Genomic DNA, 26,700 nt, shown 5'->3' on the forward strand with positions numbered 1-26,700 from the left:
TGGGACCCGCGCCCAGACCCACGGCGAGACCGATCAGCGAGAGCTTCTTGACGACGCGCATTCGCTACCTCGCAGAGACGTAGTCGGCAACGGACGTCGCCCAGATGGCGGCGAACGTGAGGAACAGGGCACTGCCGATCCAGGGGAGGAGGTCGCCTCCGGATCTGAGCAGCTTCAGCACCGCGAACTTCGCGGTCAGGATCACGAAGACGAGGGTGCCGAAGATCGAGTGGAGCAGCACCCGGGTGGGCGACGTGGGCCCGGCCGGACCGGCCAGGCACGAGAACGCGACGACGGCACCGAGCGTCACCGCCAGGCGTCCGCTGATGCGGTGAACCCGCGCCGCGGCGGCGGGTGACATCGGAGGGAAGGTCGAGACGTTCCACAACCGGGCAGCGAAGAACACCTGCATGCCCGCCAGCGCGAACACCACCGTTGTGAGGATCACCTTCCACAGCAGCAGGTTGTTGCCGGTGATGTCGTTGAGGAACTCGATGACGTCCACGTACACGCCTCCCTAGCCCGAGAGAACGACCTTGGCCTTCATGCTCGGGTGAATCGTGCAGGTGTACTCGAACGCGTCATTCACCTCGAGCGTGAACGTCTTGCCCGGGTTGAGCACCCCGGAGTCGATGCCACCACCCTTCTGCGTGACCGTGTGCGGTGCGCTGTCCTTGTTCACGAACGACACCTTGGTGCCGCGCGCCACCACGAGCGTCGTGGGCTTGAACGCGATCTGCGCCATGGTGACCGTGTCGCCTCCCACCTTGGCGGCGCCTCCGTCGTTGTCGCGCGAGTGGCGGTAGATGATCACCGCCGGCGCCGCGATCGCGAAGGCGGCCCAGATCGCGGTCACGACGATGCCGAGGCCGGGGCGCCGGGGTGCGGGTCGCGGAGGTGCGGGTCGCGGTGTCGCAGGCGGTGCCGCCTGGCCCCCCGCGACAGTCGTGCTCATGGTGCTGACACCCCCGAGTGAACGGCGCACCGCCGTCCGTGAGTCTGCCCCCCGGGGTCGCCTGCGTCCAGAGGCAGTCCGTCCGCCGCGCCGGCCCCTACGTTGCGTGGCCGACGTGCCGGTCGGCCAGGGGCGAGAGCTCCCCGCGATCCCACGTGGGTGAAGGTGTAGAAACTCATCCGACGTGTGGCGTGTGAGCGTTCGTGACCTCCAGTGGCGACGGCGCCGTTTCACGATCGCGGTCGCTGCCACCGCGCTCGTGTTCGCGATGACGCTGCTGCTGTCGGGCGCCAGCTCCAGCCTGAGCAACGCGAACCACCGCATCGTGCGGCTGTTCGGCACCGACGCATGGGTCGTGGCCGCCGGCAGCACGGGCCCGTTCACCACGGCGTCGGTGATTCCCGCCGGCCTCGCGAACGAGGTCGCGGTCGAGCCCGGCGTCGCCCGCGCCGAGCCGGTCGTGCTGTTCCGCTCGACCATCCACGAGAAATCCGTGCGCGACGTCAACGTAGTCGGCTATCGCCCGGGCGGGATCATGGCACCACGCGTCGTTCGTGGCCGGGCGCTACGCGGGCGAGGAGAGACCCTCGCGGATTCAGCGCTGGGCCTGCGCGTCGGCGAACGCGTGGTCGCCAACGGCCACCGGCTCCGTGTGGTGGGCCTGGTATCGCGCGTGAGGTTCAACTTCGGCGTCCCCACGCTGCTCATGCCGGTAGAGGACGCACAGGCGCTCGCGTTCGCGGGGCAGCCGCTCGCGACGGCCTTCATCACCGAGGGTGTGCCCCGGACGGTGCCCGACGGCCTTCATCTGGTCACGGACCAGCAGGCCATATCGGATCTCGCACGGGTCGCGAAGAGCGGGAACCAGTCGATCGCCTTCATCAACGCTCTCCTCTGGATCGTCGCCGCGGGCATCATCGGGTCGATGGTGTACCTGTCCGCGCTCGAGCGGGTGCGCGACTTCGCGGTGTTGAAGGCCACCGGCGCGTCGAGTCGTGCCCTGCTCGTCGGCCTCGCGCTCCAGGCCGTCGTGCTGTCGTTCGCGGGCGCCATCGCGGCCGCGGTGCTGGCCCAGCCCCTCGCCGCGTCGTTCCCGTTCCCCGTCGAGATCCCCTCGGGCGCGTACCTACGCCTGCTCGTCATCGCCGTCGTCGTGGGCACGCTCGCCAGCGTGGCCGGGCTACGCCGAGCCGTCGGCGTCGACCCGGCGCTGGCGTTCAGCGGCGCATGAGCACTGCGGGCGGCCTTCGCATCCGTGACCTCAGGATCGAGTACTCGAGCGGCGGCTACGTGGTCCGCCCCATCGACGCGCTCGACCTCGACGTGGAGTCGGGCCAGCTCGTGCTGCTCCTCGGCGCGAGCGGCTGCGGCAAGACCACGCTGCTCTCGGCGTTGGCCGCCATCCTGAAGCCGGCGGGCGGGTCGATCCGGTTCGATGACGTCGAGGTCTCCCAGCTCAGCGGTGACGCGCTCACGCAGTACCGGCGTCATCGCGTCGGCATCGTGTTCCAGGCGTTCAACCTGGTTCCGAGCCTCACCGCGCTCGAGAACGTCGCAGCACCCATGTGGGCGGGCGGCACGAGTGGTCGCGAGGCGCGGCGCCGTTCTGCCGAGCTGCTCGAGCGGGTCGGCCTCAGCGATCGCGTGAAGCACCGGCCGGGTGACCTCTCGGGCGGCCAGCAGCAGCGCGTGGCCATCGCCCGCGCCCTGGCGTACGAGCCGCCGTTGCTCCTCGCCGACGAGCCGACCGCCCATCTCGACTACGTGCAGGTCGACGGGGTGCTGCGCCTCCTCCGCGAGGTGGCCAGCCCGGGTCGAGTCGTCGTCGTGGCGACCCACGACGAGCGGATGATCCCGCTCGCCGACCGGGTGGTGGAGCTCAGTCCCCGAGTCGACCGCGAGTCGCGTCCGCCCGAGCGTCGCGAGCTCGATCCCGGCGATGTGCTCTTCGCCCAGGGTGAGCCGGGCGATCTCGTCTACACGGTGGACGACGGTGAGATCGAGCTCGTCCGCCAGCTCTCGGATGGCGGCGAGGAGTTCGTCGCGGGGGTCAAGGCCGGCGGCTACTTCGGCGAGCTGGCGCCTCTCTTCGGCCTCCGCCGTTCGGCGACGGCGCGAGCGCGGGTCCACACCGTCGTCACCGGGTACACGCCCCACGACTTCCGCCAGCTGGTCGGTGTCGACCGCTTGGCCGCGCTCATCAGCGGCAGTTGACCGTGCTGTGCAGCTGAAGTGCTGAGCCCGGTCTGGATCCGCGCGCGCCACGAGCTGCGAGCCCGATGGCGCTCGTGGTTGGGGCTCGCGCTCGTCGTCGGCATCGGCGGCGGCGTGGTACTGGCGGCGTTGGCGGGGGCGCGTCGCACCGAGGACGCGTACCCGCGCCTGGCGGCCGCGTCGAATGCGGCCGACGTGCTCGTCGTGGGTCAGAGCCAGTTCCTGTTCGTCGGAAACGTGGACCTGAACGCGGTCGATCACCTACCCGAGGTTGCGAGCACCTCGCGCATCGCGGTGTACCTGCTGTTCGCGGGGCGCACCGAGAGCGGGCGACTGCTCGGCCCGACCGACATGTTTCCGATCGCGCACGGCGACGCGGGCCTCGGCAACACCATTGAGCGGTGGAAGATGCTCGCGGGCCGGCCCGCGAACCCCGAACGGGTCGACGAGGCGACTGCGAGCTTCCTGCTCGCCGAGCGCCTGCACCTGAGGGTGGGCGCGACCCTGCGCCTCCGGTTCACGCGTGGCAGGAGCTTCGACCGGGTGGCCGCCGAGCTGCTGGGGGGCTTCACGCGGCGATTGCAGGTCGCGGAAGGCGCCGCACCGGTCATCGAACAGGTGGCCGACGGCCCGCTCGTGACCGTGAAGATCGTGGGCATCGAGGCCTCGCCCGCCGAGTTCCCGCCCCTCGGGCCCGACCTGGCGCCGCCGCTGCACCTCACCCCCGCGTTCTTCCGTCTCTACCAGGGCCGGCTGGTGGACAGCCCGCTCTCGTACGTGCGGCTGAAGCGGGGTGCGGCCGACCTCCCGGCGTTCCAGGACGGCGTCGACCGCCTGGCGAAGGGACAGACGTCGTTCGTCTTCACCCGACCCAACCAGACCGCCGCGGTGCAACGCGCGGTCAAGGTCGAGGGGCTCGCGTCGCGGTTGCTCGCGGCGCTGACGGCCCTTGCGCTGCTGGTGATCGTGGGCCAGGCGCTCACGCGCCAGACGGTCGGCGAAGCGGGCGATCACTCGGTGCTGCGGGCCATGGGCATGACGTCCGGTCAGCTGACGCTCGTGGCGTTGGTGCGTGGGTTGGTGGTGGCCGGGCTGGGCAGCGCGCTTGCGTTGGGGATCGCATTCGCGCTCTCGCCGCTGAGCCCCGTCGGGCTGGCACGCACCGCGGAGATCACACCGGGTGTCGCGTTCGACGGCCTCGTGCTCGGCGTCGGCGGACTCGTCCTGATCGTGATCGTCGGCGCGCTGACGCTCGTCGCGGCATGGCGCGCGTCGCGGCTCACCAACACTGCTTCTACGCGAACCGCGCCGGCCGACGAACGCCCCTCGCGGGTCGCCGAGTCGCTGACCCGCACGGAGGTCCCGCCCACCGCGGTGGTCGGGGTGCGTTTCGCGCTCGAGCCTGGTCGGGGCGCGACCGCGGTGCCGGTGCGCACGACCATGCTGGGTGTCGCGGTCGTGGTCGCATTGCTCACCGCAACGTGGAGCTTCGCCGCCAGCCTCCACCGCTTGCTCGACACACCGGTGCTGTACGGATGGAACTGGGACATCAAGAGCGGCGCGCCGGGCCTGCCCGGCGCCGTCGACCTCACGCTTCGGGGCGCGCTGTCGAACGATCACGCGGTGGGCGCACTCGCAGTCGGCACCGTCAGCCAGCTGGAGCTCGACCGGCACCGCGTCGACGTCCTGGCGTTGGAGCAGGTGCGGGGCGAGGTGGTGCCCACGGTGGTGAGCGGCCGTCCCCCCGGCCGGCCCGGCGAGGTGCTGCTCGGGGCGCGGACCCTCCACAAGCTGCACAAGCGCGTCGGCGACAGCGTCACGGCCCGGCTCGGCCGTCGCACCGCGCGCCTGCGCGTCGTCGGCCGTGGGGTGTTCCCCGACTTCGGCGACGCGGGTCAGCTGGGCGACGGCGCCCTGACGACCTTCGCCGGCCTCGCCGACCTGTTGCCGAGCGCGCAACACAACGTGTACCTCGCGCGCTTCCGGCCCGGGGTCGACGCCCCCGCGACCTACAGGCGCGTGCGTGCCGCGCTTGCCCCTGTGCCGACGCAAGCCGCGCGCCGCCCGAGCGACCTGACCAGCATCGCTCGCGTCGACAGCCTGCCGGGCGTGCTCGCCGGAGTGCTCGCGCTCCTCGCCGCCGTCACGCTCGCCCACACGCTCGTCAGCTCCGTGCGGCGCCGGCGCCGCGACCTCGCGGTGCTCAAGACGTTGGGGTTCGTGCGCCGGCAGGTGTCGTTCGCGGTGGTCTGGCAGGCCACGACGTTGAGCTCGATCGCGCTGTTGATCGGGGTGCCGCTCGGCACCGCAGGAGGCCGCTGGGCGTGGACGCTGTTCACCACCCAGCTCGGCGTCAGTGCCGACGCGGTCACACCCCCCCTTCCGATCCTGCTCACGATCCCCGCCACCCTCGTCGCGGCCAACGCGATCGCGGCCCTGCCCGCGTGGGCGGCGGGCCGCAGCCCCTCGGCGCTGATCCTGCGGACGGAGTGACGCTGATCCGCTCGAAGCCCGACTACCGCGCTTAGTCGGGGAACTTCTTGTTCAGCCAGGAGAGGATCTGCTTGGCCGCCGCCTCGCCCTGGGCCGAGAGCCCGGAGGCGCTGCCGGGGTTGTCGGCCCCTCGTGGCCTCCGGGGCCGGCCGGGCGGCGCGATGTGCCCAACCCGCGAGACGGCCGTAGTGTCGTCGCGTCCCCCACACGAAAACACCAGGAGGAACGATGAAGGACAGGTCCATCGGCCTGCAACTCTGGACGGCGCCGGTGCGCAATCTCGATTGGGTCACCGCGCACTTCGGCCACCGGTAAGGGGTGCCTTCCCGCCAACCGAGCCTGCGCACGGACGACGTCCACCGGCACGTCCGTGAGCATGCCGTCGCGACCGCGGGACGCGGTCGCCTCGGCGTCGAGCTGGAGTGGCTCACCTGGCCGCTCGACGACCCTGCCCGGCCCATCTGCTTCGACCAGCTGCGGACCGAGGTCGCGGGCCCACTGCCGAGAGGTGGGCGACTGACCTTCGAGCCCGGGGGGCAGGTCGAGCTGAGCTCGTTGCCCCAGGCGGGGATCGGCGCCGCACATGCCGCCGTGGCCGCCGACCTCGCCGTCCTGCGCGGCCGAATCGGCGACGCCGGCGTCGACCTGGTCGGCCTCGGCCTCGACCCGTTCCGACCCTGCCGGCGGGTGGTGGGCGGGCCGCGCTACGACGCGATGGAGGCATACTTCGACGGCGCCGGGAGCGCGGGTCGGCGCATGATGTGCGGCACCGCGTCCATCCAGCTCAACCTGGACATGACGGGCGAGGGGACGCCGGGTGCGCGCTGGGAGCTCGCGCACGCCATCGGTCCCGTCCTCGCCGCTGCCTGCGCCAACTCACCGATCGTGGGCGGACGGCCGTCGCGTTGGCGCTCGGCGCGACTCGCCGTCTGGGCCGCGATCGACCGGACTCGTACCGCACCCGCGTGTACCTCGGGCCTCGCCATCGGTGACGATGCCGCCGAGAGCACTGCGTCTCCGTCGGACCAGTGGGCGCAGTACGCGCTCGGCGCACGGGTGATGCTCGTCCGAGCCGGGCCCGAGCGCTTCGTGCCCGTGTTCGAGCACCTCACGTTCGAGGAGTGGATGTCGAGGGGTCACGAGCTCGGCTACCCGACCGCCGACGACCTCGCCTACCACCTGACGACGCTGTTCCCGCCTGTCCGCCTGCGCGGCTGGATGGAGCTGCGCATGGTCGACGCCCTGCCCGAGCCGTGGTGGCGCGTGCCGGGGGCCGTCGCGACCGCGCTGCTCGACGACCCCGAGGCCGCAGCCGTAGCCCGCGAGGCAACCGCGCCCACGGCCCACCTCTGGCACCAGGCCGCCCGCCTCGGGCTCTCACACCCGGCGCTGGCTGCATCGGCGCGCCGATGTTTCGTCGCCGCGATCGCGGCTCTCCCGCGGCTCGGCGCCGATCCCGAGACGCAGGCCGCATGTGCCGCGTTCTTCGACCGGTTCGTGGCCCGCGGCCGCTGTCCGGCCGATGAGGTGCTCGACCGGTGGGCCGCCGATCGCCAGGTGGCCTGAGATGCACGACACGCAGTTGAAGGACGCGCAATTGAAAGACGCGGTGGCGGCGGAGCTGGACGCGACGCGGCGCCGCACGCTCGCGCTGCTCGAGCCGCTGGGCGACGACGACCTGCGGCGGCAGCACTCGGCGCTCATGTCACCGCTGGTGTGGGACCTGGCGCACGTCGGCAACTACGAGGACATCTGGTTGCTGCGGGGGCTCGGGCACGAGGGTGTCGGTGCGCGGTACGACCACATGTACGACGCCTTCCGGCATCCCCGGCCCGACCGGCCCCGGTTGCCGCTCTTGGGCCCGGATGACGCCCGGGCCTACATCGCTTCTGTGCGCGGCCGCGCCCTCGATGTCCTCGACCGGGTGGATCTCGATCCCGGAGTGCCGTTGCTGAGCCGTGGCTTCGTGTACGGGATGGTCGTCCAGCACGAGCACCAACACGTCGAGACGATGCTCGCGACGCTGCAGCTCAAGGCCGGGCCCGTCGACGTGGGGCCGGTCGAAGCGCCGCCGGCTGGGGCAGTGGTCGCGCCCGCGGAGGTGCTCGTCGGCGGCGGGCCCTTCGTGATGGGCACCGACACCGAGCCGTGGGCTTACGACAACGAGCGGCCCGCACACGAGGTGCACGTCGACCCCTTCCTCATCGACACCGCACCGGTCACGAACCACGCGTTTCTCGAGTTCATCGACGCCGGCGGCTATCACGACGCCCGCTGGTGGAGCGACGACGGCTGGAGATGGTGCCGAGAAGCGCGCCTCGAGCATCCCGAGTTCTGGCGACGCGAGAGTGCGTCGTCGTGGTCGGTTCTCCGGTTCGGCCGGCGGGCGGCGGTCGACCTCGACGAGCCCGTCCAGCACGTCTGTTGGTACGAGGCGGACGCGTACGCGCGATGGCGCGGCCGTCGCCTACCCTCCGAAGCCGAGTGGGAGAAGGCCGCGTCGTGGGACCCCGAGCGCGATCGCAAGCGGCGATACCCGTGGGGAGACGACGCGCCCGAACCGTCGCGTGCCAACCTCGGCCGGCGTCAGTTCGGCCCTGCCCCCGTGGGCGCGTACCCGGGTGGCGCCAGCGCCTACGGCTGCGTGCAGCTCGTCGGCGACGTGTGGGAGTGGACCGCGTCGGACTTCACCGCCTATCCCGGATTCGAGTCGTTCCCGTACCGCGAGTACTCCGAGGTGTTCCTCGGCCCCGACTACAAAGTGCTCAGGGGCGGCTCGTGGGCGACCGACCCGATCGCCACGCGCAACACCTTCCGCAACTGGGACTACCCGATCCGCCGCCAGATCTTCGCCGGGTTTCGCACCGCGCGCGACGCGGTCTGAGCCGTGTGCCGTTTCGTCGCGTACCTCGGTCCGCCGGTCACCCTCGAAGCGCTGCTGCTCGCGCCCGAGCACTCGTTGCTTCGCCAGTCGTGGGCCCCGCGCCATCAGCGTCACGGCACCGTGAATGCCGACGGGTTCGGGGTCGGCTGGTACGACTGTGGCCGCCGGCCCGAGCCGGCGCGCTATCGCACCGCCCGGCCGATGTGGACCGATCGCTCGTTCACCAGTCTGGCGGGCGTGGTCGCCTCGGGCGCGGTGCTGGCCGCCGTCCGCAGCGCCACACCACCCGCACCCGTCGAGGAGAGCGGCGCCCCGCCGTTCACGTCTCGACGGTGGCTCTTCGCCCACAACGGCGCCGTCGATGGGTTCCGCGAGGAGCCCGGGATCGAGTTGCGCAGACGGGTGAGCGAGCGCGCTCGAGCCGGCATCGAGGGCGCATCCGACGCCGAGGTGCTGTTCGCACTCGTCCTCGATCGCCTCGACGCGGGCGACGCGATGGGTGAGGCCCTGGCCGGCGTGATCGCGACGGTCGAGGCGGTCACGACGGCACGGCTCAACCTCGTCCTCACCGATGGCGGGAGCGTGGCCGCGACCGCGTCCGGCGATTCTCTGTTCGTACGGCGCGGTGACGGGATCGTCGTCGCGTCGGAGCCGTTCGACGACGACAGCTGCTGGCAGGCGGTTCCCGACCGGTCGCTGGTCGACGCGCGCGCCGACAACATCGTCATCACCTCTCTGGGAGAAATGCCATGAGCACGCCCGTGCCGGCCACCCTCACCGTCGAGTTCCACCTCGATGCAGCCGATATGGCCGCCGCGCTGCGCGATGACGCGCGCAGGGGCATGGCCGCGCAACCCAAGGAGCTCCCGCCCAAGTGGTTCTACGACGATCGGGGGTCTGAGCTCTTCGACGAGATCACCCGGCTGCCGGAGTACTACCCGACGCGACGCGAGCGCGAGATCCTCGAGCAGCGGGCGGACGAGATCGCCGCCCTCTCCGGGGCCGACACCCTCGTCGAGCTCGGATCCGGGACGTCGGCCAAGACCGGCCTGCTGCTCGACGCCTTCGCGCGCGCCGGGTCGTTGAAGTCGTTCGTGCCGTTCGACGTGAGTGAGGCGACGCTGCTTGCCGCCAGCGCCACCATCGCCAAGGCCTATCCGGGAGTCGCGGTGCACGGTGTGGTGGGCGACTTCGAGCGTCACCTCGGGATGGTGCCGAATGCGGGCCGCCGGCTCGTCGCGTTCCTCGGGGGCACCATCGGCAACCTCGCTCCTGGGCCGCGCGCCGCGTTTCTCGCGCAGGTGGCGGCGAGTCTCGGCCCCGGCGACGGCCTTCTCCTCGGCGTCGACCTGGTGAAGGACGTCGGGCGGCTCGAAGCTGCCTACGACGACCCCGGTGGGATCACGGCCGAGTTCAACCGCAACGTCCTGCACGTGCTCAATCGCGAGCTGGACGCCGACTTCGCCCCGGCGTGCTACGCCCACGTCGCCCGCTGGGACCCCGACAACGAGTGGGTGGAGATGCGTTTGCGCGCCCAGGTCGACCAGACGGTGACGCTTCCCGCCCTCGACATGACGGTCGGGTTCGACGCGGGCGAGCAGATGCGCACGGAGATCAGCAGCAAGTTCCGCCGGGCCGGCGTCGAGGCCGAGCTCGCCGCCGCGGGCTTCGAGCCCGCCCGCTTCTGGACCGACGCGGCCGGCGACTTCGGCCTCTCCTTGTCACTCGTGGGTTGACGGTCTCACCCCGGACGGGACGGTCGGGGGCACATCGTCACTCGGTCGCCGGCGGACGGTAGGTGTCACGCACCATCTGGTCGATGTCCGCGCCGTCCTGTTCGATCACCTCCATGTAGAGGCGGGCCCATGCGATTCGCTCGCCCTCGATCCCCATGACGGCGACCCCCTGCATGGCGAACGGTGAACCATCGGTGTGAGCCCCCCGCCAGCGCCATTCCCCGACCTCGACACCATCATCCGTGGTGGCAGACAGCAGGAGGTCCGCCTCGAAGTCGGGCACGCCGGCGAAGACGCTTGCCCAGTTCTCCCGCACCTGGTCGCTGCCCTGGAACGCCCGGTCGGGATGCGCGGGCTGCTCACTTCGGTAGTCGGGCGCAAAACAAGCGACGAACGCATCGAGGTCGTGTGCGTTCATCGCACCGAGCAACCGGTTCATCATCTCGCCCATCAACCACTCTCCTCCTCGTGGGTAACCCTCTTCAGTCGGCGCGGTAGCGGCGGATGAGCGCGTTGGTGGAGCTGTCGTGGTCGAGGTCGACGTCGGGGGCGGCTTGCGGCCCGAGCTCGGGGACGATCCGGTTGGCAAGCGCCTTGCCCAGCTCCACGCCCCACTGGTCGAACGAGTTGATGTTCCAGATCGCCCCCTGGGTGAAGACCTTGTGCTCGTACACCGCGATCAGCTGCCCGAGAACGTGAGGTGTGAGCGCGTCCGACAGGATCGTGTTCGTCGGGTGGTTGCCCGCGAACGTGCGGTGCGGCACCTGATGGGCAGGGACACCCTCGGCCGCGACCTCGTCGGGCGTCCGGCCGAAGGCCAGCGCCTCGGTCTGCGCGAAGCAGTTGGCCATCAGCAGGTCGTGGTGCGCGCCGAGGTCGCCGCCGTCAACGTGGTGGCTCGGGCGGGAGAAGCCGATGAAGTCGCACGGGACGAGCCGGGTGCCCTGGTGGATGAGCTGGTAGAACGCGTGCTGCCCGTTGGTGCCGGGCTGCCCCCACACGATGGGCCCCGTCTGCATGTCGACGGGGTTGCCCTCGAGGTCGACCGACTTGCCGTTGCTCTCCATGTCGAGCTGTTGCAGGTAGGCCGGCAGCTTCGCCAGGTGCTGGCTGTAGGGGAGCACCGCGTGCGTCTCCGCGTCGAAGAAGTCGATGTACCAGAGCCCGATGAGGCCGAGCAGCACCGGAAGGTTGCGGTCGAACGGAGCTTCTCGGAAGTGCACGTCGATCGTATGGGCGCCCGCGAGCAGGTCGCGGAAGTGCTCCGGCCCAATGGCGATCATCAACGAGATGCCGATGGCCGAGTCGTACGAGTAGCGCCCGCCCACCCAGTCCCAGAACTCGAACATGTTGGCGGGATCGATACCGAACTTCCGTACCTCCTCGGTGTTCGTGGAGACCGCGGCGAAGTGGCTCTTGACCGCGGCGTCGTCACCCAGGGAGTCGAGCATCCAACGGCGCGCGGTGTGGGCGTTGGTCAACGTCTCGATGGTCGTGAACGTCTTGGACGCCACGATGAACAACGTCTCCGCGGGGTCGAGGTCGTGAGTGGCCTCCCAGATGTCGGTGCCGTCGACGTTCGACACGAAGCGCACCGTGAGTGAGCGGTCGCTGAAGTCCTTCAGCGCCTCGTAGCACATGGCCGGGCCGAGGTCGGAGCCGCCGATGCCGATGTTGACGACGTTGGTGATCCGCTTGCCGGTGAAGCCCGTCCACGCGCCCGAGCGCACGCGCTCGCTGAAGTCCTGCATCTTGCGCAGCACCGCGTGCACACCGGGCACCACATCGTCGCCATCGAGGCGGATCGTCTCGTGCTCAGGGGCGCGCAGGGCGACGTGCAGCACGGCACGGTCCTCGGTCACGTTGATGCGCTGACCCGTGAACATGGCCTCGATGCGATCGCGCAGACCCGCCCGTTCGGCGAGCGCGAGCAGCAGCCGCATGGTCTCGGGGGTGATGCGGTTCTTCGAGTAGTCGAGGTAGAGGGCGCCGGCCTCGAGCGTCATCGTCTCGCCCCGCCGAGGGTCGCCTGCGAACAGCTGGCGCAGGTGGACGTCCTTCACCTCGGCGTGGTGCCGCTCGAGCGCCTTCCACTCCGCCGTCGCCGTGATGCGGTTCGCGGTCACGCCTCGCAGTCTCGGGCGCCGGGGCGCCGTCCACAAGCCGCGCCCGCGCTAACGACACGACGATGGAGAAGCGGGCGGTGAAGCGCTCGCCGGGCGGCACGAGCGGGGCCGACCCGGTGCCGAGCGCGTTGGTGGGCGCAGTCATGGGCTCGAGGCACACGAACCCGCCATCCGGCGGCGCGAAGACCTGGGCGAAGGGGTAGCCGGCATCGTAGGTGACGGCGACGCGGAGGCCGCCCCCTTCGATCGCGAGGACGCGATCGTCGCCCAGGGCGTAGAGGTCGTCGAAGATACGGTCGCCGACGGGTTCCTCCTCGGCCGCCTGCGCCTTGGCGACGCCGGTCGGCAGGCTGAGCCGGTCGAGCTCGAGGTGCTCACAGGCGGGCAACAGCAGCCGCCACTCGCGTCGCGGCGGGCCGGGCAGCCGCAGGTAGGGGTGCCAGCCGAAGCAGACGGGCACCGCCCGGTCACCGGTCGGCACGACGGTGGTCGAGACGCGCAGCGCACCGTCGTCGACCGCGACGTCGACGATCAGGTCGTGGGGAAACGGGAACGCGGCGAGCAGGTCGGGCCGGGCGCCGTACGCGAAGCGGGCGCGCAGCGCGTTCGCGGACGACGTCAGCACCTCCCAGCCCCGCTGTGCCGTCATCGTGCCGTGGATGGGAAGCCCGTTGGGGTCGGTGCCGAGCTCCAGGCCCTCGAGATCGACCTCGACACCGTCGATCTCGTACCGCCACCCGCTCAACCGGTTGGCCCACGGCGCGAGCAGTGGCAGCCCGGTCTGATGGCCCTGCTCGTAGCGCGCCACCCCGCCCGAGAGGTCGAGCAGCTCCTCGCCGCGGAAGCGCAACGACGTGCCGAGCATCCCGACCTCGGGCGCGAAGGTCGCCTCCAGCCCACCCGCCCCGATGGTCAGCACCTGGTGTGGCTCACGTCGGCTTGATGTCGGGCGCCGCGCTCCCGGCAGGAGCCTTCTCCTCGTGGCCGCCGAACTCCTTGCGCATCGCCGAGAGCACTTTGTCGGCGAAGTCGCCGGTGCCCTGTGAGCTGAAGCGCTCGAACAGCGCGGTGGTGAGCACGCCGGCGGGGACGCCGAGGTCGACCGCGGCCTGCACGGTCCAGCGCCCCTCGCCCGAGTCCGACACCCGGCCGCTGAAGGCCGACACGTCGGGGTCCTGCCGTAGCGCGGCTGCGGTCAGGTCGAGCAGCCACGACCCGACGACGCTGCCGCGGCGCCAGACCTCGGCCACCTCGGCGGTATCGATCTCGTACCGGTAGTACTCGGGGTGCGTCAGCGGCGCCGTCTCCGCGTCGTGCGTCTGCTCCGCCTTGCCGAGGTCGGCTCGGCGCAGGATGCCCAGGCCCTCGGCGTAGGCCGCCATGAGCCCGTACTCGATGCCGTTGTGCACCATCTTCACGAAGTGGCCCGCGCCGTTGGGCCCGCAGTGGAGGTAGCCCTGCTCCGCCGGCGTGAGCTCGCCGGTGCGCCCCGGCGTGCGCGGGGCCGCGCCGGCGCCCGGCGCGATCGTCGCGAAGAGCGGTTCGAGGTGCTTCACGATCTCGTCCTCGCCGCCGATCATCAGACAAAACCCGCGCTCGAGCCCGAAGACGCCACCGCTCGTGCCGACGTCGACGAAATGGATGCCTCGTTCCTTGAGCGCCGCGGCGCGGTGGATGTCGTCGCGGTAGTAGGAGTTGCCGCCGTCGATGACGATGTCGCCCGGCTCCATCCGTTCGGCCAACTCGTGGACGGTGGCGGCCACGAAGGCGGCAGGCACCATGATCCACGCGGCGCGCGGTGGAGCGAGCTTGGCCACGAAGTCCTCGAGCGAAGAGGCGCCGACCGCCCCTTTGTCGCCCAGCTTCCCCACCGCCGACGCGTCGATGTCGTAGACGACGCACTCGTGACCCTGGTTCATGAGGCGCAGCACCAGGTTGGCGCCCATGCGCCCGAGGCCGATCATGCCCAGTTGCATCGCGATGCTCCTCCGTTCGTCGCAGCCAGTCTTACGCCAAGTACGGTCCGACGATCGACGTGAACGGTGCGCCCACCATCGCCGGAGCCGTGCGCAGGCGTCCCGCCCCCGCCCTGGTCGTCCTCGCGTTGCTGGGCTTCATCGGTCTCGGCCTGCCCGAAGGCGCGCGGGGCGTGGTCTGGCCGTCGATGCGCGCCACGTTCGGCCGGCCGGTCTCGCAGCTGGGCGTGCTCCTCGCCTCCTACACCGCGGGCTACCTCGTGGCGAGCGTGGCGACGGGCCGGTTGACGCGCGCGCTGGGCACCGGGCGACTGCTCGCGGCGGGCGCCACCGTCTCCGCCGCCGGGTTCGCGGCATGCGCCCTCAGCCCCGCGTGGGCGGGAGTGGTCGCGGGCAGTGGCCTGGTCGGCACCGCGGCCGGCGTCATCGACGCGGGCCTGAACGCCTATGTGGCCGAGCACCTCGGTGTGCGGGCGCTCAACGGCCTGCACGCGTGCTTCGGCGTGGGTGCCACCCTCGGGCCGTTGCTGGTGACCGGCCTGTTGCACGCCGACGCGTCGTGGCGCGTCGTCTACGTGCTGCTCTTCGCGTTCGAGGCGGGCCTCGCGATCGCGTTCTTCTCGACGCGCGCGGTCTGGACCACGAGCCCCGCGACGGAGCCGGCTGCGCCGGATCGTCCGACCGTGCTCGTCGTGCTCGCGATGCTCGTGTTCTTCGTCTACGTGGGAATCGAGGCGAGCGCGGGCCAGTGGTCCTACAGCCTGTTCACCGAGCAGCGCGGCATGTCGACTGGTGCCGCGGGCATCTGGGTGGGCGCCTACTGGGCCTGCCTCACCGCCGGTCGGCTGCTCGCCGGGCTCGTCGCCCACCGGGTGGGGTCGCGTGGGCTACTCAACTCGAGCATGACCGGCACCGCGGTGGGGACGGCGCTCATCTGGTGGTCGCCCGCGCCGGTCGTCGGCGCGCTCGGGCTCGCGGTCACCGGGCTCAGCCTGGCCGCCATCTTTCCGACGCTGATCGCGATCACGCCCACGCGCCTCGGCGTCGAGCGGGCCCGGTCGGCCATCGGCTACCAGGTGGCGGCGGCCGCGCTCGGCGGCGCGGTCGTGCCCGGCCTCGCCGGGGTGCTCGCCGCGCATTGGAGCCTCGAGGTCGTCGGCCCGCTGCTCGTCGTGGCCACCGGTGTGATGATCTTCCTCCACGCGACCGCGCAGCGGGTGTCGGCCCGGCTGTCGGCACCTCCGGTTCTCTGAGCGATCCGCCGTCGCCATGGCCCCGTCGATCGTTCAGAGAACGGTCGCGCTAGCCGACGTCGACGTTCCAGCGGCGGATCACCGATGCCTCGCGCTCGTAGCCGAGCATCGACACCGCGGCGGGTGCCATCACGAACAGCCCCCCACCCTCGGGCCCCAACCCCAACCATCGGGCGGTCAGGACGCGCAGCACGTGGGCGTGGGCGAACAGGGCCACGCTGCCGCCCGCAGCGCGCGCCCGCGCAACCAGCCGATCGACGCGTGCCGCGACGTCGTCGGCCGTCTCTCCGCCCGGCACGCCGTCGGACCAGAGCGACCACCGCGGTCGCGTCACGCGGATGTCGTCGGTGCGCCGACCCTCGTAGTCGCCGTAATCCCACTCGAGCAGGTCGTCGGTGAGCTCGGCGTGCTCGCCAAACCCGGCCAGCCGGCACGTCTCCAGCGCACGCGAGAGCGGACTGGCGAGGACGAGCGCGAACCGGCGGTCGCGCAGGACGCGCCCGATTCGCTGGGCCTGCTCGCGGCCGCGTTCGGTCAACGGGATGTCGGTACGCCCGGTGTGCCGCCCGGACCGCGTCCACTCGGTCTCGCCGTGGCGCACGAGCACGACCTCGTCTCCCTCGTTCACGTTCGCTCGTCCACGGCCACGGCGTTCATTCTCACCACTCCGCCCGGCGCGCGCGCCGGTGGGATGATCGCGACGTGCAGACGTTGCCCGCCTCCTGGTACCACGACCCCGAGATCTACGAGCGAGAGCGGGTTGCGCTGTTCGGGCGTGAATGGCTGATGGTCGGGCGCGCGCGCCAGCTGCAGTCGCCGGGCGACTACCTGGCCGCCGACCTCCGCGGATGGAACGTTTTGGTGATCGCGGGCCACGACGGCGAGGTCCGCGCGTTCCACAACGTGTGCCGTCATCGGGCGGGCCCGCTCGTCGACCGCGGCACCGGCCGCTGCCACACCCTCGTCTGCCGCTACCACGGCTGGTCGTACGAGCTCGACGGTCACCTCAAGCGGGCGAGGGACTTCGGCGACGCCGAGCTTCCTGTTGACGAGCTCGGCCTGCTGCCGGTGTCCGTCGCGGTGTGGCGGGGTCTGGTGTTCGTCAACCTCGACGCCGACGCGACGCCGCTGCTCGACGCGCTCGGGTCGTTCGCGGCCGAGTGCGAGCCCTTCGCCATGGAGCAGCTCCAGTTCAGCCATCAGGTCGCGCACGAGGTGGCGGCCAACATGGAGGGCTACCACATCCCTCTCGTGCACCCGCGGTTGAACAAGGAGGTCGATGCCCGTCGCTACCGCGTCGTCGTCGGCGACCGCGCTTGCGTCCACACCGCGCCGGCGCGCGACGGCTCGGTCACCAGCGGCAAATGGCTGTGGCGCTTCCCCAACCTCGCCCTCAACATCTCACCCGACGGCATGAACGTCGAGCGCTTCGTGCCCCTCGGGCCGCGACGCACGCGCATCGTCTACGACTACTTCTTCCGCGACCTCTCGCCCGCCGCCCAGGCGGCGAACGAGGAGGTGGTGCGTCTGTCCCTCGAGGTGCTCGACGAGGACCGGGCGATCTGCGAGGCGGTGCAACGCAACCTGGAGTCCGGTGTGTACGACCGCGGCTGGCTCAGCCCCCGCCACGAGAACGGCGTTGCCTACCTGCAGTCTCTGGTGCGCGAAGCTGTAGGCGGTTAGGGAGGGGAACCCATGGGTGAGCCGAGCGAGCAGGAGCTCGCCGCGCTGGACATCATCCTGCGTGGGGGCGACGAGGTGCGGGGCATCGTGGGCACCTTTGCGGGGGAGGACGCGGCCTTCGTGGTCCAGGTCACCGAGGAGCCGGAGACGGGCAACGTCCGCGTCTGGCCACTGGCGGTCCTGCTGCGAGACGAGCACCTGCCCTTCGTGGGCGGCCCCCGCGACGAGCCCGAGGAGCCCGACGCGCCACCCGCCGAGTGACGCGTTCTTGTCGTAGGGAGCCGTCCAGAGGACGGCTGCGTACGACAAGAACGGGCAGGGACGCGACTCAGATCCGCTCGAAGTTGCGCTGCAGCTCCCAGTCGGTGACCGTGCGGTTGAACGCGGCCCACTCCTGACGGGCGGTGTTGAGCAGGTGGGCGTGGACCTCCTCGCCGAACGCCTCGACCGCCATCGTGCTCGCCTCGAGTGCCTCGATCGCCTCGACGAGGGTCGACGGCACCCGCGCGACGTCGGTGGCCGTGTAGGCGTTGGCCGAGAAGGGCGGCGACGGCTCGATGTGATGCTCGACGCCGTAAAGGCCGCCTGCGATCGTCGCCGCGAACGCGAGGTAGGGGTTTGCGTCGGCACCCGGGATGCGGGACTCCACGCGCAGCGCAGGCCCGTGCCCCACCATCCGCAGGCCGCACGTGCGGTTGTCGTGGCCCCACACGATCGCGGTCGGGGCCCACGAGTCGGGCTGGTAGCGCTTGTAGGAGTTGACGTACGGCGCCCACAGCCAGGACAGCTCGCGCGCAGTCGCGAGCATCCCTCCGAGGAACCAGCGGTAGATCTGTGACGGCTGGTCGGGTTCGTCGTCGTCCGAGGTGAGCGAGGTGGTGCCGTCCGCGTCCCACAGGCTGGCGTGGACGTGACACGACGAGCCCACGTCGGCCATCGACCACTTGGCCATGAACGTGATGGCCCGGCCATTGAGGGCGGCGATCTCCTTGGCCCCGTTCTTGTAGATGGCATGTCGGTCGGCCATCTCCAGCGCGTCCGCGTACTCGAGGTTGATCTCGTGCTGGCCGACGCCCGCCTCGCCCTTGGAGAACTCCACCGGGATCCCCGCCCCATCCATGCCGTTGCGGATCTGGCGGATGAGGTACTCGTCCTTCGTCGTCTGGAGGATGTGGTAGTCCTCGTTGTACGGCGAATGAGGCTCGAGGCCCTGGTAGCGCTTGGCCGCCGCGTCCTCGAACGAGTCCTTGAACAGGAAGAACTCCAGCTCCGACCCGCACTTCACGGTGAAGCCCATGGCGGCGGCCCGCTCGACCTGCCGGCGCAGGATGCGCCGCGGCGACACCTCGACCGGCTCACCCGTGGCCTCGTCCTCGAGGTCACAGAGCACGAGCGCGGTCTTGTCCAACCACGGGATGCGGCGCAGAGTGGTGAGGTCGGGGACGGCTGCGAAGTCGCCGTAGCCCTGGTCCCAGTTGGCGAATCGGTAGCCGGGAAGTGGCGTCATGTCGACGTCGACGGCCATGAGGTAGTTGCACGCGTGGATCGCGCCGTCGCCGCGCAACAGGTGGCCGACGAACCAGCGGCCCGTCACGCGCTTGCCGACGAGCCGGCCCTGCAGGTCGGGGAACACCACCAGCACGGTGTCGATGGCGTCCCGTTCGACCTGCTGCTCGAGCTCGCGCCCGTCCATCGCTCTCCCGTTCTACTCGGGGGTCACGTAGGCGACGCTGATGCCACCGTCGACCACGAGGGATGCGCCCGTCATCAGCGACGAGTCGTCGGATGCGAGGAAGAGTGCGGCGCGTGCGATCTCGTCGGCCCGGCCGAAGCGCCCGATGGGCACGTGGACCAGACGCCGGGCGCGCTTGGCGGGGTCGGCGAGCAGCTCGGCCATGAGCGGCGTCTGGATGGGTCCGGGGCACAGCGCGTTGATGCGCACGCCGGTGCGCGCGTACTCGACCGCCATTTCCCGCGTCATCGACAGGACGCCACCCTTGCTCGCGGTGTACGCGATCTGGGCGACGGCCGAGCCCATCAGCGCCACCGACGACGCCACGTTGATCACCGATCCGCCACCCGACGCGACGAGCGCAGGGATGCCGTGCCGGCAGCACAGCCACACGCCCTTCAGGTTGACGGCCATGACGCGGTCCCACACGTCCTCCGGCGTGTCGGCGGTGCCGGCGTCCTCCGGCGGAAGAATGCCCGCGTTGTTGTAGAGGACGTGGAGCCCCCCGAACACCTCGACTGCGAACGCGACCATGGCTTGCACCTGCGCCGCCTGCGACACGTCGACGGCCACGAACTCGGCCTCGCCGCCCGCGGCGCGGATGGCGTCGACCGTGGCCCGTCCCGCGTCCTCCACCGCGTCGGCCACGACGACCTGGGCGCCCTCGGCCGCGAACAGCTCTGCGCCCACCCGCCCGAGGCCACCGCCCGCTCCCGTGATCAGTGCGACCTTCCCCGCGAGCCGCGCGGTCGTGTGTGAGCTGCTCATGCGGCGCGCAGCCTACCGACTGCGGGTTTCCGGTCGGGCCTCCGGGACCACGACCCCCACCGCGCGCTCAGGTGGGCAGCCGCTCCCGCGCGGTGTGGGCGCGGTAGAGGCGCACGGGCTCGGGCACGCCCTTCATCACCATCGGGCCCAGCTCGTCGAACTGCACCTCGAACGCCGCGCCCGCGACCTGCGCGTGCAGCGCCTCGGAGACGAGCACCTCGCCGGGCCCGGCGACATCGACGATGCGCGCCGTCACGTTGATGTCGTGGCCGACGAGGTCGTCACCGCGGGAGGCGGGCCGGCCCCAGTGAAGCCCGATCCGGACCCACAGGGGCACGAGGCCGTCCTGCGACTCGCGCTCGAACGCGTCCTGCAGGTCGAGGCACGTCGTCAGCGACGCCGCGGCGGTCGGGAACCAGAGCAGCAGCCCGTCGCCGAGCTCCTTGACGATGCGGGCGCCGAGGGGAAGGGCGTCGCGCACGAGCCGTTCCTGCAGCGAGAGGAGCGCAACCGCCTCGTCGTCGCCCCGCAGCGCGCAGAACTCGGTGAACCCCACGATGTCGGTGAAGGCCACCGCCCCCGCCTCGCTCATCAGTGCACCGTGCCTCGTCCCTCGGCCGCTGCACCGATCGGCCACATGGGAGCTGCGCTCCTCGCTGCGCTGCGGTGCTCGCTCATCAGTGCACCGTGCCTCGTCCCTCGGCCGCTGCACCGATCGGCCACATGGGAGCTGCGCTCCTCGCTGCGCACCGTGCCTCGTCCCTCGGCCGCTGCACCGATCGGCCACATGGGAGCTGCGCTCCTCGCTGCGCTGCGGTGCTCGCTCATCAGTGCACCGTGCCTCGTCCCTCGGCCGCTGCACCGATCGGCCACATGGGAGCTGCGCTCCTCGCTGCGCTGCGGTGCTCGCTCATCAGTCGGGCTCGACCTGGATGCTGCCCGACGTGGTGGCGATCGAGACGCTGCCGTCGTCGCCCTCCTCGCAGTCGCACCGGATCCTGCCGCTCACGGTGCGCAGGCGAAAGCGGGGCCGAATCCCGTCGGGAAGAGTCACGTTCACTGAGCCCGAGATCGACCGCACATCGAGGTCGCCGACCCCGGTCGCACCGAGTGCGATGCTCCCGCTGACGGAATGCACCTTCCCGCCCGCGGCGCGCCCGACGCGGATCGAGCTCGATTTCGTGCTGATGTCGACTTCTCCCGCGTCGTCGACCGACACGCTCCCGCTGGCGGTCTGGAGCCGGCAGTACCCGACGCAGGTGTCGACCTCGATGCTCCCCGACGAGCTGCGCAGCTCGAGCGCGTCGACATTCTGGACCCGGATGCTCGAGCTCGACGTCGTAACGCGGGCGTCGCCCAGCCGGCCACGCAGCTCCACCCCACCCGAGCTGGTGCCGACGCGGACGTCGGTGCCGGCCGGGCACCGCACCGCGAGGCTCGACGACGAGGCCCGCACGACGACGCCGCCGTCATCGCCGTCCTCCACCGCGGCCTTGCCCTCCACCACGATGTCGGGCCGGTCCTCACCGGTGATCACGACGCGGCCGGAGGAGGTGGTGACGGTCAGGCTCGGTTGATCACGCATGGTGGCGCCTCATCATCCCGTACGGGCGCGGGCCCGTCGCTGTGTTCCGAGTCACACCGGGGTGCTGCCACCCCTCGTGGGCGGGGGCGGGCGCCCTTTCGTCCCCGCGTGTCGGCGCCTGACAATCTTCCCCATGGCCGTCTGGCTGCGTACTTGGTCGGAGCTGCGCACCCGCTGGCGAGCCGCACTGTCACTCGCGCTGTTGGTCGGCGTCAGCGGTGGCGTCGTCATGGCGGCGTCGGCCGGGGCCCGCCGCACCCACACCGCATACACGCGTTTCGTGACCGCGCAACGGGCCTGGGACGTGGCCATCACCAACGATCCGTCGGCCGTCATGGAGCCCGAGCAGCTGACCGCGATCGAGGGGTTGCCGGGGGTCCGCGACTCGGTGCGGGGCATCGTCGACTACGCGCACGTCGGCGTCGGCATTGCGTTCTTTGCGCCCGCCGACGGCCGGGTGGGCACCACGATCGACCGGTACAAGCTCCTCGACGGGCGGCGGCCGGACCCGGCGCGTGCCGACGAGGTGGTCGTGAGCTTCGTGGCCGCGGAGCGCTACGGCATCCATGTGGACGACAAGCTCGAGCTCGGCCGACAGGCGCGCGGCGGCCGGGTCGTGGGGATCGCGGCCGCGCCCGGCGAGTTCCCTCCGCAGACGGTCGGGCTGAACCCGGCCATCTTCACGACGCCTGTGCTCTACCGCTCGCTCATGGCACACGGCGACGCGGAAGGGAAGCCGCCGACGCAGTCGCTGCTGCTCCGGCTCGATGCCGGTGCCGATGCCGACGGCTTCCAGCGCGCCGTCGGTCGCATCAGCCCCGATGCGTTCGTGCTGGTCCAACGCGACCTCACCGCGTCGACCCAACGGTCGTTTCGCCTCCAATCGCTCGCCCTGTGGCTGCTCGGCGGCTCCACCGCGCTCGTCGCCCTCCTGGTCCTCTCCCAGGCTGTCGCCCGCCAGGTGTTCGTCGACTCGCACGACGACGAGACGCTCGCCGCGTTGGGTATGACGGGTGGCCAGCGGTTGGCGCTCGGAATGGCGCGGGCCGTGCTGGTCGGGTCGGTCGGCGCGCTCGTCGCGGTGGCCCTCGCCATCGCGCTGTCACCGCTCATGCCCGTGGGTCTGGCCCGTACCGCCGAGCCCGACCCGGGCCTGCGCCTCGACGGCTTCGTCCTCGGCCTCGGCCTGGTGGCCACCGTGCTCGTCGTGCCGTTGCTGGCGCTCGTCCCAACCTGGCGGGCGCGACGGCGGGCCGATGAGGGGAGCCGACGGGTGTCGAGCCTGGCCGCTGCGCTCTCGAGCGCCGGCTTCCCGATCACCACGGTCACCGGCGCCCGGCTCGCACTCGAGCCGGGACGGGGGCGCAGCGCGGTCCCGGTGAAGACCACGCTCGCCACCGCTGCGGTGGCCGTCGCGTCGGTCGCGGCGGCGTTGACGTTCGGCGCCAGCCTGCAACACCTGGTTGCCACCCCGCGGCTCTTCGGCCAGACGTGGGACACGAGCTACACCACGTTCGGCGAATCCAACCTGCTGCCGGAAGGGACGGCGGTGCTCGAGCACGACCCGGCGGTGGCGGCGTACTCGATCGGGGCGTTCGGGCAGCTCGGCGTCGACGACCGCGTGGTCGGCGTCGTGGCCTTCGACCTTCCGCGCGGATCGGTCGTCCCGCCGATCCTCGCGGGCCGAGCTCCGACTCGCGCGAGGGAGATCGCGCTCGGGACGCACACGTTGGAGAGCCTCCACAAGCGCATCGGCGACCGCGTCGACGTGAACCTCGGGACCGGGGAGAAGGGTGTGTCGATGCGCGTTGTCGGCCGCAGCGTCACCCCGCTGTTCTACGGCGAGGCCCGCTTGGGCGAGGGCGCGCTCCTCACTTTCGACAACGCCAAGCTCCTCGATCCCAAGGGCGAGTTCGTCACCTCGTCCGATGCAGTGGTGCGCTGGGCCGCCGGTGCCGACCGGGCAGCCAAGCAGCGTGTGTTCAAGCGCTTGTCGAAGGTGGCCGGCCGTCCGCTCGTGCTGCTCCCGAGCGAGAAGCCGACCGACATCGTGAACTTCGGGCGCGTGCAGAGCATGCCGCTCGTCCTGGGCGCGGTCCTCGCGCTCATGGGCGCGGCCACGCTGACGCACACGCTCGTGACCGCGATCGCGCGGCGTCGGCGCGACCTGGCCGTGCTCAAGACCATCGGCTTCGTGCGCCGCCAGGTCACGAGCACGGTCGCCTGGCAGGCGACCACGATGGTTGCCATCGCGCTGCTCGTCGGCATGCCGATCGGTGTCGCCCTCGGCCGATGGTCGTGGACGCTGCTGGCGGGCCAGCTCGGCGTGGTGAGCGAGCCGGTGACACCGCTGCCGCCCGTGCTGCTCGTCGTCCCGGCGACACTCCTGGTCGCCAACATGGTCGCGGTCGTGCCGGGCTGGCTGGCCGGCCGCATCCGCCCCGCAATCGCGCTCAGAGCGGAGTGACGACCCGGCGCAGGAGCTCGCGGAACACGCGCTGCTCCGCCCGGGTGAGCCGCGCCACCGCCGGCGACTCGTCGAGGAGCGCGGCGTCGAGCCGGCGCCGGACGGCTCGGCCCTTGCTCGTGAAGACCAGCGTCTTCACCCGCCGGTCGCCCACTGCGACCCGCCGTTCGACCAGCCGCTTGGCCTCGAGGCGGTCGACGATGCCCGTGACGTTCGACGCGTCACACCGCAACCGGCACGCCAGTGCACCCATCGGCACCGGCTCGTCGGGGTCGAGGCCACGCAGCGCCATCGCCTGTGGTGGCGACAGGCCGAGCTCCGCGACGCGGGCGTGGAAGTGCTCGTGCATCTGCGCCACGAGCTCCCACACCAGCTCGACGATCTCTGCCGCGCCAACCGTCGTGCCAACGGTCTCGCGCATGGGAGCAGCATAGTTGAGCACCTCAAGCATCTGCTGAAATCGCTGGCACCGGGTCGTCGCCCCGTGCTCCACTGCGCGATGAGCGACTACACGACATCGACCTACGGGGATCGCATCGCGGACGTCTACGACGACATCCACCCGTCGACCGCCGATGCGGAGACGGCGGTTGCGACACTTGCCGAGCTGGCCGCGGGTGGACCCGTGCTCGAGCTCGCGATCGGGACCGGGCGCCTGGCGCTGCCGCTCGCCAGTCGGGGCGTACCGGTGCGGGGCATCGACGCGTCGGAAGCGATGGTGGCGCGCCTGCGTGCCAAGCCCGGGGGCGATGCCATCGACGTGACCATCGGCGACTTCGCCGACGTCGCGGTCGACGGGCGGTTCGCGTTGGTGTTCGTGGCCTTCAACACGTTGTTCGCCCTCCCGACCCAGGACGATCAGGTCCGCTGCTTCGCCAACGTCGCCTCGCACCTCGCCGATGACGGTGTGTTCGTGATCGAGGCCTTCGTGCCCGACCTCGCGGGCTACAGGGGCGGCCAGCGCGTCTCGGCCATGCACGTCGGCACCGACTCGGTGCGCCTCGACGCGGCCCGGCTCGACGCCGTGGAGCAGCGCGTCACGGCCACGCACGTGGTGCTGGCCGGCAACGGGACGCGCCTGTACCCGGTTCAGCTCCGCTACGCGTGGCCGGCCGAGCTCGACCTGATGGCCCGCCTCGCCGGGCTCCGCCTGCGGCACCGCTGGGGGGACTGGGAGCGGCGCCGGTTCGATGCGTCCAGCACGCGCCACGTCTCGGTGTACGGCATGTGACACCCGCCACTACCCTGCGGGGTGTGAAGGAGCTCGTCTACCACCGCCATATCCTGCCCGCGCTCACCCGTCACGCCGACCGCGTGGGCTTCCACGACGGCGACCACCACGGCACGTGGGCCGAGCACGGCGACCGCATCCTGCGCCTCGCCAACGCGCTGGGCACCCAGCTCGGCGTCAAGCGCGACGACCGCTTTGCGGTCCTCGGGGCCAACAGCTACCGCTACATGGAGCTGTGGCACGCAGGTTTCCTGGGCGCGGGTGTCATCAACCCCCTCAACCTGCGGTTGGCTCCCAAGGAGCTGGCGTTCATCCTCAACGACTCGGGCACCGAGGTCGTGTTCACCGACTGGCTGTTCTCGGGGCTGCTGGAGCAGGCGCGGCCCGACCTCGAGCACGTGCGCCAGGTCGTGCTCATGGGAGACGGCGACGTGCCTCACGACGTGAAGTACGAGGACCTCCTCGGTGCGGGCGAGCCGGTGGTGCCCGACGAACCTGAAGAGGACGATCCGGTCGTGCTCATGTACACGGGCGGCACCACGGGGCTTCCGAAGGGCGCGCTGCTGACCCAGCGGGCCGAGATGCTGAACCTGTACCACGTCGCCGTCGCCATCGGCCTCGGCGAAGGTCGCGTCTACCTTCACCAGACGCCGATGTTCCACGCCGCGTCGGTCGCCGCCATCCTCGGCATTCCTGCGTACGGCGGCATCTCGGTGTTCATCCCGCTGTTCAAGCCGGGCGACGTCCTCGATCTCATCGAGGAGTACGGGATCAACCAGACCGTCATGGTGCCGACGATGATCGCCATGCTGCTCGCCCACCCCGACTTCAAGCCCGAGCGCATCCAGACCCTGAAGACCCTCACGTACGGCGCGTCACCCATGCCGCTGCCGTTGCTCCATCGCCTGCGCGAGATGTTCCCCGAGATGGACATCACGCAGGGGTACGGCATGACCGAGTGCTCGTCGGTGCTCACCTTCCTCACCGAGCACGACCACCGCGAGGGCGGCGAGCTGCTGCGATCCGCGGGCCGGCCGATGATCGGCGTCGACCTGACGATCCAGGACCCCGACGGCAACATCCTCCCGCCCGGACAGGACGGCGAGGTGTGTGCCCGCGCCGGGAACTACATGCGGGAGTACTGGAAGCGTCCGAAGGAGACGGAGGAGGTGTTCCACGGCGGCTGGTACCACTCCGGCGACATGGGTCACCTCGACGATCGCGGCTACCTGTTCCTCGTCGACCGGGTGAAGGACATGATCGTGACGGGCGGCGAGAACGTGTACTCCGCCGAGGTCGAGAACGCGATCGCCAGCCACCCGGCGGTCGAGCAGGTCGCGGTGATCGGCATCCCCCACGCGACATGGGGCGAGCAGGTGCACGCGGTCGTGGTGCTGAAGAAAGGCGCCTCGGCCTCCGAGAGCGACATCATCGAGCACGCCCGCGCGTCGATCGCGGGCTTCAAGATCCCGAAGTCGGTTGAGTTCCGCACCGAGCCGATCCCGCTCTCCGGCGCGCTCAAACCCCTCAAACGGGAGCTGCGTGCCAAGTACTGGGAGGGCAAGGAGCGGGCCGTCAACTGACCCGGCCGGCGGTC

Annotated in this window: 24 protein-coding genes and 1 pseudogene; 13 read left to right on the forward strand and 12 right to left on the reverse strand. The window is 71.1% G+C overall.

The genetic code is table 11. The annotated features are described in order from the left end of the window. Positions 1-64 precede the first annotated feature (64 nt). Together E6G06_03965 and E6G06_03970 are read right to left on the reverse strand one after the other, a co-directional pair. Positions 65-505 (reverse strand): hypothetical protein, encoded by a 441-nt coding sequence (locus E6G06_03965; GenBank protein ID TML92914.1) that lies wholly within the window; start codon positions 503-505, stop codon positions 65-67. A gap of 12 nt (positions 506-517) precedes the next feature. Continuing rightward, positions 518-1,435 (reverse strand): hypothetical protein, encoded by a 918-nt coding sequence (locus E6G06_03970; GenBank protein ID TML92915.1) that lies wholly within the window; start codon positions 1,433-1,435, stop codon positions 518-520. Here E6G06_03970 and E6G06_03975 point away from each other — a divergent pair. The 7 genes from E6G06_03975 (at position 1,224) to egtD (ending at position 10,282) form a co-directional block, all read left to right on the forward strand. Further along, complete coding sequence (locus E6G06_03975; protein ID TML92916.1) at positions 1,224-2,186, forward strand: ABC transporter permease; 963 nt, start codon at positions 1,224-1,226, stop codon at positions 2,184-2,186. The two genes, E6G06_03970 and E6G06_03975, sit on opposite strands and share 212 nt — an antisense overlap. Continuing rightward, on the forward strand, positions 2,183-3,169 hold the full coding sequence (locus tag E6G06_03980; GenBank protein ID TML92917.1) for an ATP-binding cassette domain-containing protein: 987 nt from the start codon (positions 2,183-2,185) through the stop codon (positions 3,167-3,169). The genes E6G06_03975 and E6G06_03980 overlap by 4 nt, the downstream gene beginning before the upstream one ends. 18 nt (positions 3,170-3,187) lie before the next feature. Further along, positions 3,188-5,662 carry an ABC transporter permease gene (locus E6G06_03985; GenBank protein TML92918.1) on the forward strand — a complete coding sequence of 825 codons (2,475 nt, stop codon included), beginning with the start codon at positions 3,188-3,190 and terminating at the stop codon, positions 5,660-5,662. A gap of 339 nt (positions 5,663-6,001) precedes the next feature. Then, positions 6,002-7,228 carry an ergothioneine biosynthesis glutamate--cysteine ligase EgtA gene (egtA, locus tag E6G06_03990; protein TML93039.1) on the forward strand — a complete coding sequence of 409 codons (1,227 nt, stop codon included), beginning with the start codon at positions 6,002-6,004 and terminating at the stop codon, positions 7,226-7,228. Between the two features lies 1 nt (position 7,229). Then, complete coding sequence (locus tag E6G06_03995) at positions 7,230-8,546, forward strand: ergothioneine biosynthesis protein EgtB (protein ID TML92919.1); 1,317 nt, start codon at positions 7,230-7,232, stop codon at positions 8,544-8,546. A 3-nt stretch (positions 8,547-8,549) separates the two neighbouring features. After that, on the forward strand, positions 8,550-9,299 hold the full coding sequence (gene egtC / locus E6G06_04000) for an ergothioneine biosynthesis protein EgtC (GenBank protein TML92920.1): 750 nt from the start codon (positions 8,550-8,552) through the stop codon (positions 9,297-9,299). Continuing rightward, positions 9,296-10,282, forward strand: a complete 987-nt coding sequence (gene egtD / locus E6G06_04005) for an L-histidine N(alpha)-methyltransferase (GenBank protein TML92921.1) — start codon at positions 9,296-9,298, stop codon at positions 10,280-10,282. The genes egtC and egtD overlap by 4 nt, the downstream gene beginning before the upstream one ends. Positions 10,283-10,319: 37 nt before the next feature. Here egtD and E6G06_04010 read toward each other — a convergent pair whose 3' ends face one another. The 4 genes and pseudogenes from E6G06_04010 to gnd all read right to left on the reverse strand — a co-directional run bounded on the left by E6G06_04010 (position 10,320) and on the right by gnd (position 14,384). Beyond that, on the reverse strand, positions 10,320-10,733 hold the full coding sequence (locus E6G06_04010) for a nuclear transport factor 2 family protein (protein TML92922.1): 414 nt from the start codon (positions 10,731-10,733) through the stop codon (positions 10,320-10,322). A 31-nt stretch (positions 10,734-10,764) separates the two neighbouring features. Further along, positions 10,765-12,408: a glucose-6-phosphate isomerase gene (locus E6G06_04015; protein TML92923.1), complete on the reverse strand. Its 1,644-nt coding sequence runs from the start codon at positions 12,406-12,408 to the stop codon at positions 10,765-10,767. Between the two features lie 43 nt (positions 12,409-12,451). Then, positions 12,452-13,327: pseudogene (locus E6G06_04020) on the reverse strand (aldose 1-epimerase). Between the two features lie 10 nt (positions 13,328-13,337). Beyond that, positions 13,338-14,384 (reverse strand): decarboxylating 6-phosphogluconate dehydrogenase, encoded by a 1,047-nt coding sequence (gene gnd, locus E6G06_04025; protein TML92924.1) that lies wholly within the window; start codon positions 14,382-14,384, stop codon positions 13,338-13,340. Between the two features lie 59 nt (positions 14,385-14,443). On the opposite strand from gnd, the gene E6G06_04030 reads away from it, so the two are divergent. Next, the gene (locus tag E6G06_04030) at positions 14,444-15,637 is read left to right on the forward strand and encodes an MFS transporter (protein TML92925.1); all 1,194 of its coding nucleotides are present in this window, start codon (positions 14,444-14,446) and stop codon (positions 15,635-15,637) included. Positions 15,638-15,686: 49 nt separating this feature from the next. On the opposite strand, the gene E6G06_04035 is transcribed toward E6G06_04030, so the two are convergent. Further along, positions 15,687-16,265 (reverse strand): histidine phosphatase family protein, encoded by a 579-nt coding sequence (locus E6G06_04035; protein TML92926.1) that lies wholly within the window; start codon positions 16,263-16,265, stop codon positions 15,687-15,689. A gap of 74 nt (positions 16,266-16,339) precedes the next feature. Here E6G06_04035 and E6G06_04040 point away from each other — a divergent pair, with 74 nt between their 5' ends. Together E6G06_04040 and E6G06_04045 are read left to right on the forward strand one after the other, a co-directional pair. Next, the gene (locus E6G06_04040; GenBank protein TML92927.1) at positions 16,340-17,320 is read left to right on the forward strand and encodes a Rieske 2Fe-2S domain-containing protein; all 981 of its coding nucleotides are present in this window, start codon (positions 16,340-16,342) and stop codon (positions 17,318-17,320) included. A 12-nt stretch (positions 17,321-17,332) separates the two neighbouring features. Then, on the forward strand, positions 17,333-17,581 hold the full coding sequence (locus E6G06_04045; GenBank protein ID TML92928.1) for a hypothetical protein: 249 nt from the start codon (positions 17,333-17,335) through the stop codon (positions 17,579-17,581). A 67-nt stretch (positions 17,582-17,648) separates the two neighbouring features. Here the strand turns inward: E6G06_04045 and E6G06_04050 are convergent, their stop codons facing one another. The 4 genes from E6G06_04050 to E6G06_04065 all read right to left on the reverse strand — a co-directional run bounded on the left by E6G06_04050 (position 17,649) and on the right by E6G06_04065 (position 21,405). After that, positions 17,649-19,013 (reverse strand): glutamine synthetase, encoded by a 1,365-nt coding sequence (locus E6G06_04050; GenBank protein ID TML92929.1) that lies wholly within the window; start codon positions 19,011-19,013, stop codon positions 17,649-17,651. A 12-nt stretch (positions 19,014-19,025) separates the two neighbouring features. Further along, positions 19,026-19,820 (reverse strand): glucose 1-dehydrogenase, encoded by a 795-nt coding sequence (locus E6G06_04055; GenBank protein TML92930.1) that lies wholly within the window; start codon positions 19,818-19,820, stop codon positions 19,026-19,028. Between the two features lie 67 nt (positions 19,821-19,887). After that, positions 19,888-20,412, reverse strand: coding sequence for an adenylate/guanylate cyclase domain-containing protein (locus tag E6G06_04060; protein TML92931.1), 525 nt, complete (start codon positions 20,410-20,412; stop codon positions 19,888-19,890). Between the two features lie 321 nt (positions 20,413-20,733). Further along, positions 20,734-21,405 (reverse strand): DUF4097 domain-containing protein, encoded by a 672-nt coding sequence (locus E6G06_04065; GenBank protein TML92932.1) that lies wholly within the window; start codon positions 21,403-21,405, stop codon positions 20,734-20,736. A gap of 133 nt (positions 21,406-21,538) precedes the next feature. On the opposite strand from E6G06_04065, the gene E6G06_04070 reads away from it, so the two are divergent. Further along, on the forward strand, positions 21,539-23,872 hold the full coding sequence (locus E6G06_04070) for an FtsX-like permease family protein (GenBank protein ID TML92933.1): 2,334 nt from the start codon (positions 21,539-21,541) through the stop codon (positions 23,870-23,872). Here the strand turns inward: E6G06_04070 and E6G06_04075 are convergent. Then, complete coding sequence (locus E6G06_04075; protein TML92934.1) at positions 23,859-24,293, reverse strand: MarR family transcriptional regulator; 435 nt, start codon at positions 24,291-24,293, stop codon at positions 23,859-23,861. The two genes, E6G06_04070 and E6G06_04075, sit on opposite strands and share 14 nt — an antisense overlap. 78 nt (positions 24,294-24,371) lie before the next feature. Between E6G06_04075 and E6G06_04080 the strand changes: the two genes are divergently transcribed. Together E6G06_04080 and E6G06_04085 are read left to right on the forward strand one after the other, a co-directional pair. Further along, positions 24,372-25,103 (forward strand): class I SAM-dependent methyltransferase, encoded by a 732-nt coding sequence (locus E6G06_04080; GenBank protein ID TML92935.1) that lies wholly within the window; start codon positions 24,372-24,374, stop codon positions 25,101-25,103. A 23-nt stretch (positions 25,104-25,126) separates the two neighbouring features. Then, positions 25,127-26,686, forward strand: coding sequence for a hypothetical protein (locus E6G06_04085; protein ID TML92936.1), 1,560 nt, complete (start codon positions 25,127-25,129; stop codon positions 26,684-26,686). The last annotated feature ends 14 nt before the right edge of the window (positions 26,687-26,700 follow it).

This window comes from Actinomycetota bacterium (assembly GCA_005888325.1).
Classification (GTDB): domain Bacteria; phylum Actinomycetota; class Acidimicrobiia; order Acidimicrobiales; family AC-14; genus AC-14.

What these genes read in the sequence shown, in the direction of transcription:
- E6G06_03975 (TML92916.1), top strand. Translation starts at nt 1,224, where the DNA reads ATGACGCTGCTGCTGTCGGGCGCCAGCTCCAGCCTGAGCAACGCGAAC.
- E6G06_03970 (TML92915.1), bottom strand. Translation starts at nt 1,435, where the DNA reads ATGGTCGAGCGGAACAGCACGACCGGCTCGGCGCGGGCGACGCCGGGC.
- E6G06_03980 (TML92917.1), top strand. Translation starts at nt 2,183, where the DNA reads ATGAGCACTGCGGGCGGCCTTCGCATCCGTGACCTCAGGATCGAGTAC.
- E6G06_03995 (TML92919.1), top strand. Translation starts at nt 7,230, where the DNA reads ATGCACGACACGCAGTTGAAGGACGCGCAATTGAAAGACGCGGTGGCG.
- egtD (TML92921.1), top strand. Translation starts at nt 9,296, where the DNA reads ATGAGCACGCCCGTGCCGGCCACCCTCACCGTCGAGTTCCACCTCGAT.
- E6G06_04010 (TML92922.1), bottom strand. Translation starts at nt 10,733, where the DNA reads ATGGGCGAGATGATGAACCGGTTGCTCGGTGCGATGAACGCACACGAC.
- gnd (TML92924.1), bottom strand. Translation starts at nt 14,384, where the DNA reads ATGCAACTGGGCATGATCGGCCTCGGGCGCATGGGCGCCAACCTGGTG.
- E6G06_04045 (TML92928.1), top strand. Translation starts at nt 17,333, where the DNA reads ATGGGTGAGCCGAGCGAGCAGGAGCTCGCCGCGCTGGACATCATCCTG.
- E6G06_04050 (TML92929.1), bottom strand. Translation starts at nt 19,013, where the DNA reads ATGGACGGGCGCGAGCTCGAGCAGCAGGTCGAACGGGACGCCATCGAC.
- E6G06_04055 (TML92930.1), bottom strand. Translation starts at nt 19,820, where the DNA reads ATGAGCAGCTCACACACGACCGCGCGGCTCGCGGGGAAGGTCGCACTG.
- E6G06_04060 (TML92931.1), bottom strand. Translation starts at nt 20,412, where the DNA reads ATGAGCGAGGCGGGGGCGGTGGCCTTCACCGACATCGTGGGGTTCACC.
- E6G06_04065 (TML92932.1), bottom strand. Translation starts at nt 21,405, where the DNA reads ATGCGTGATCAACCGAGCCTGACCGTCACCACCTCCTCCGGCCGCGTC.
- E6G06_04070 (TML92933.1), top strand. Translation starts at nt 21,539, where the DNA reads ATGGCCGTCTGGCTGCGTACTTGGTCGGAGCTGCGCACCCGCTGGCGA.
- E6G06_04075 (TML92934.1), bottom strand. Translation starts at nt 24,293, where the DNA reads ATGCGCGAGACCGTTGGCACGACGGTTGGCGCGGCAGAGATCGTCGAG.
- E6G06_04080 (TML92935.1), top strand. Translation starts at nt 24,372, where the DNA reads ATGAGCGACTACACGACATCGACCTACGGGGATCGCATCGCGGACGTC.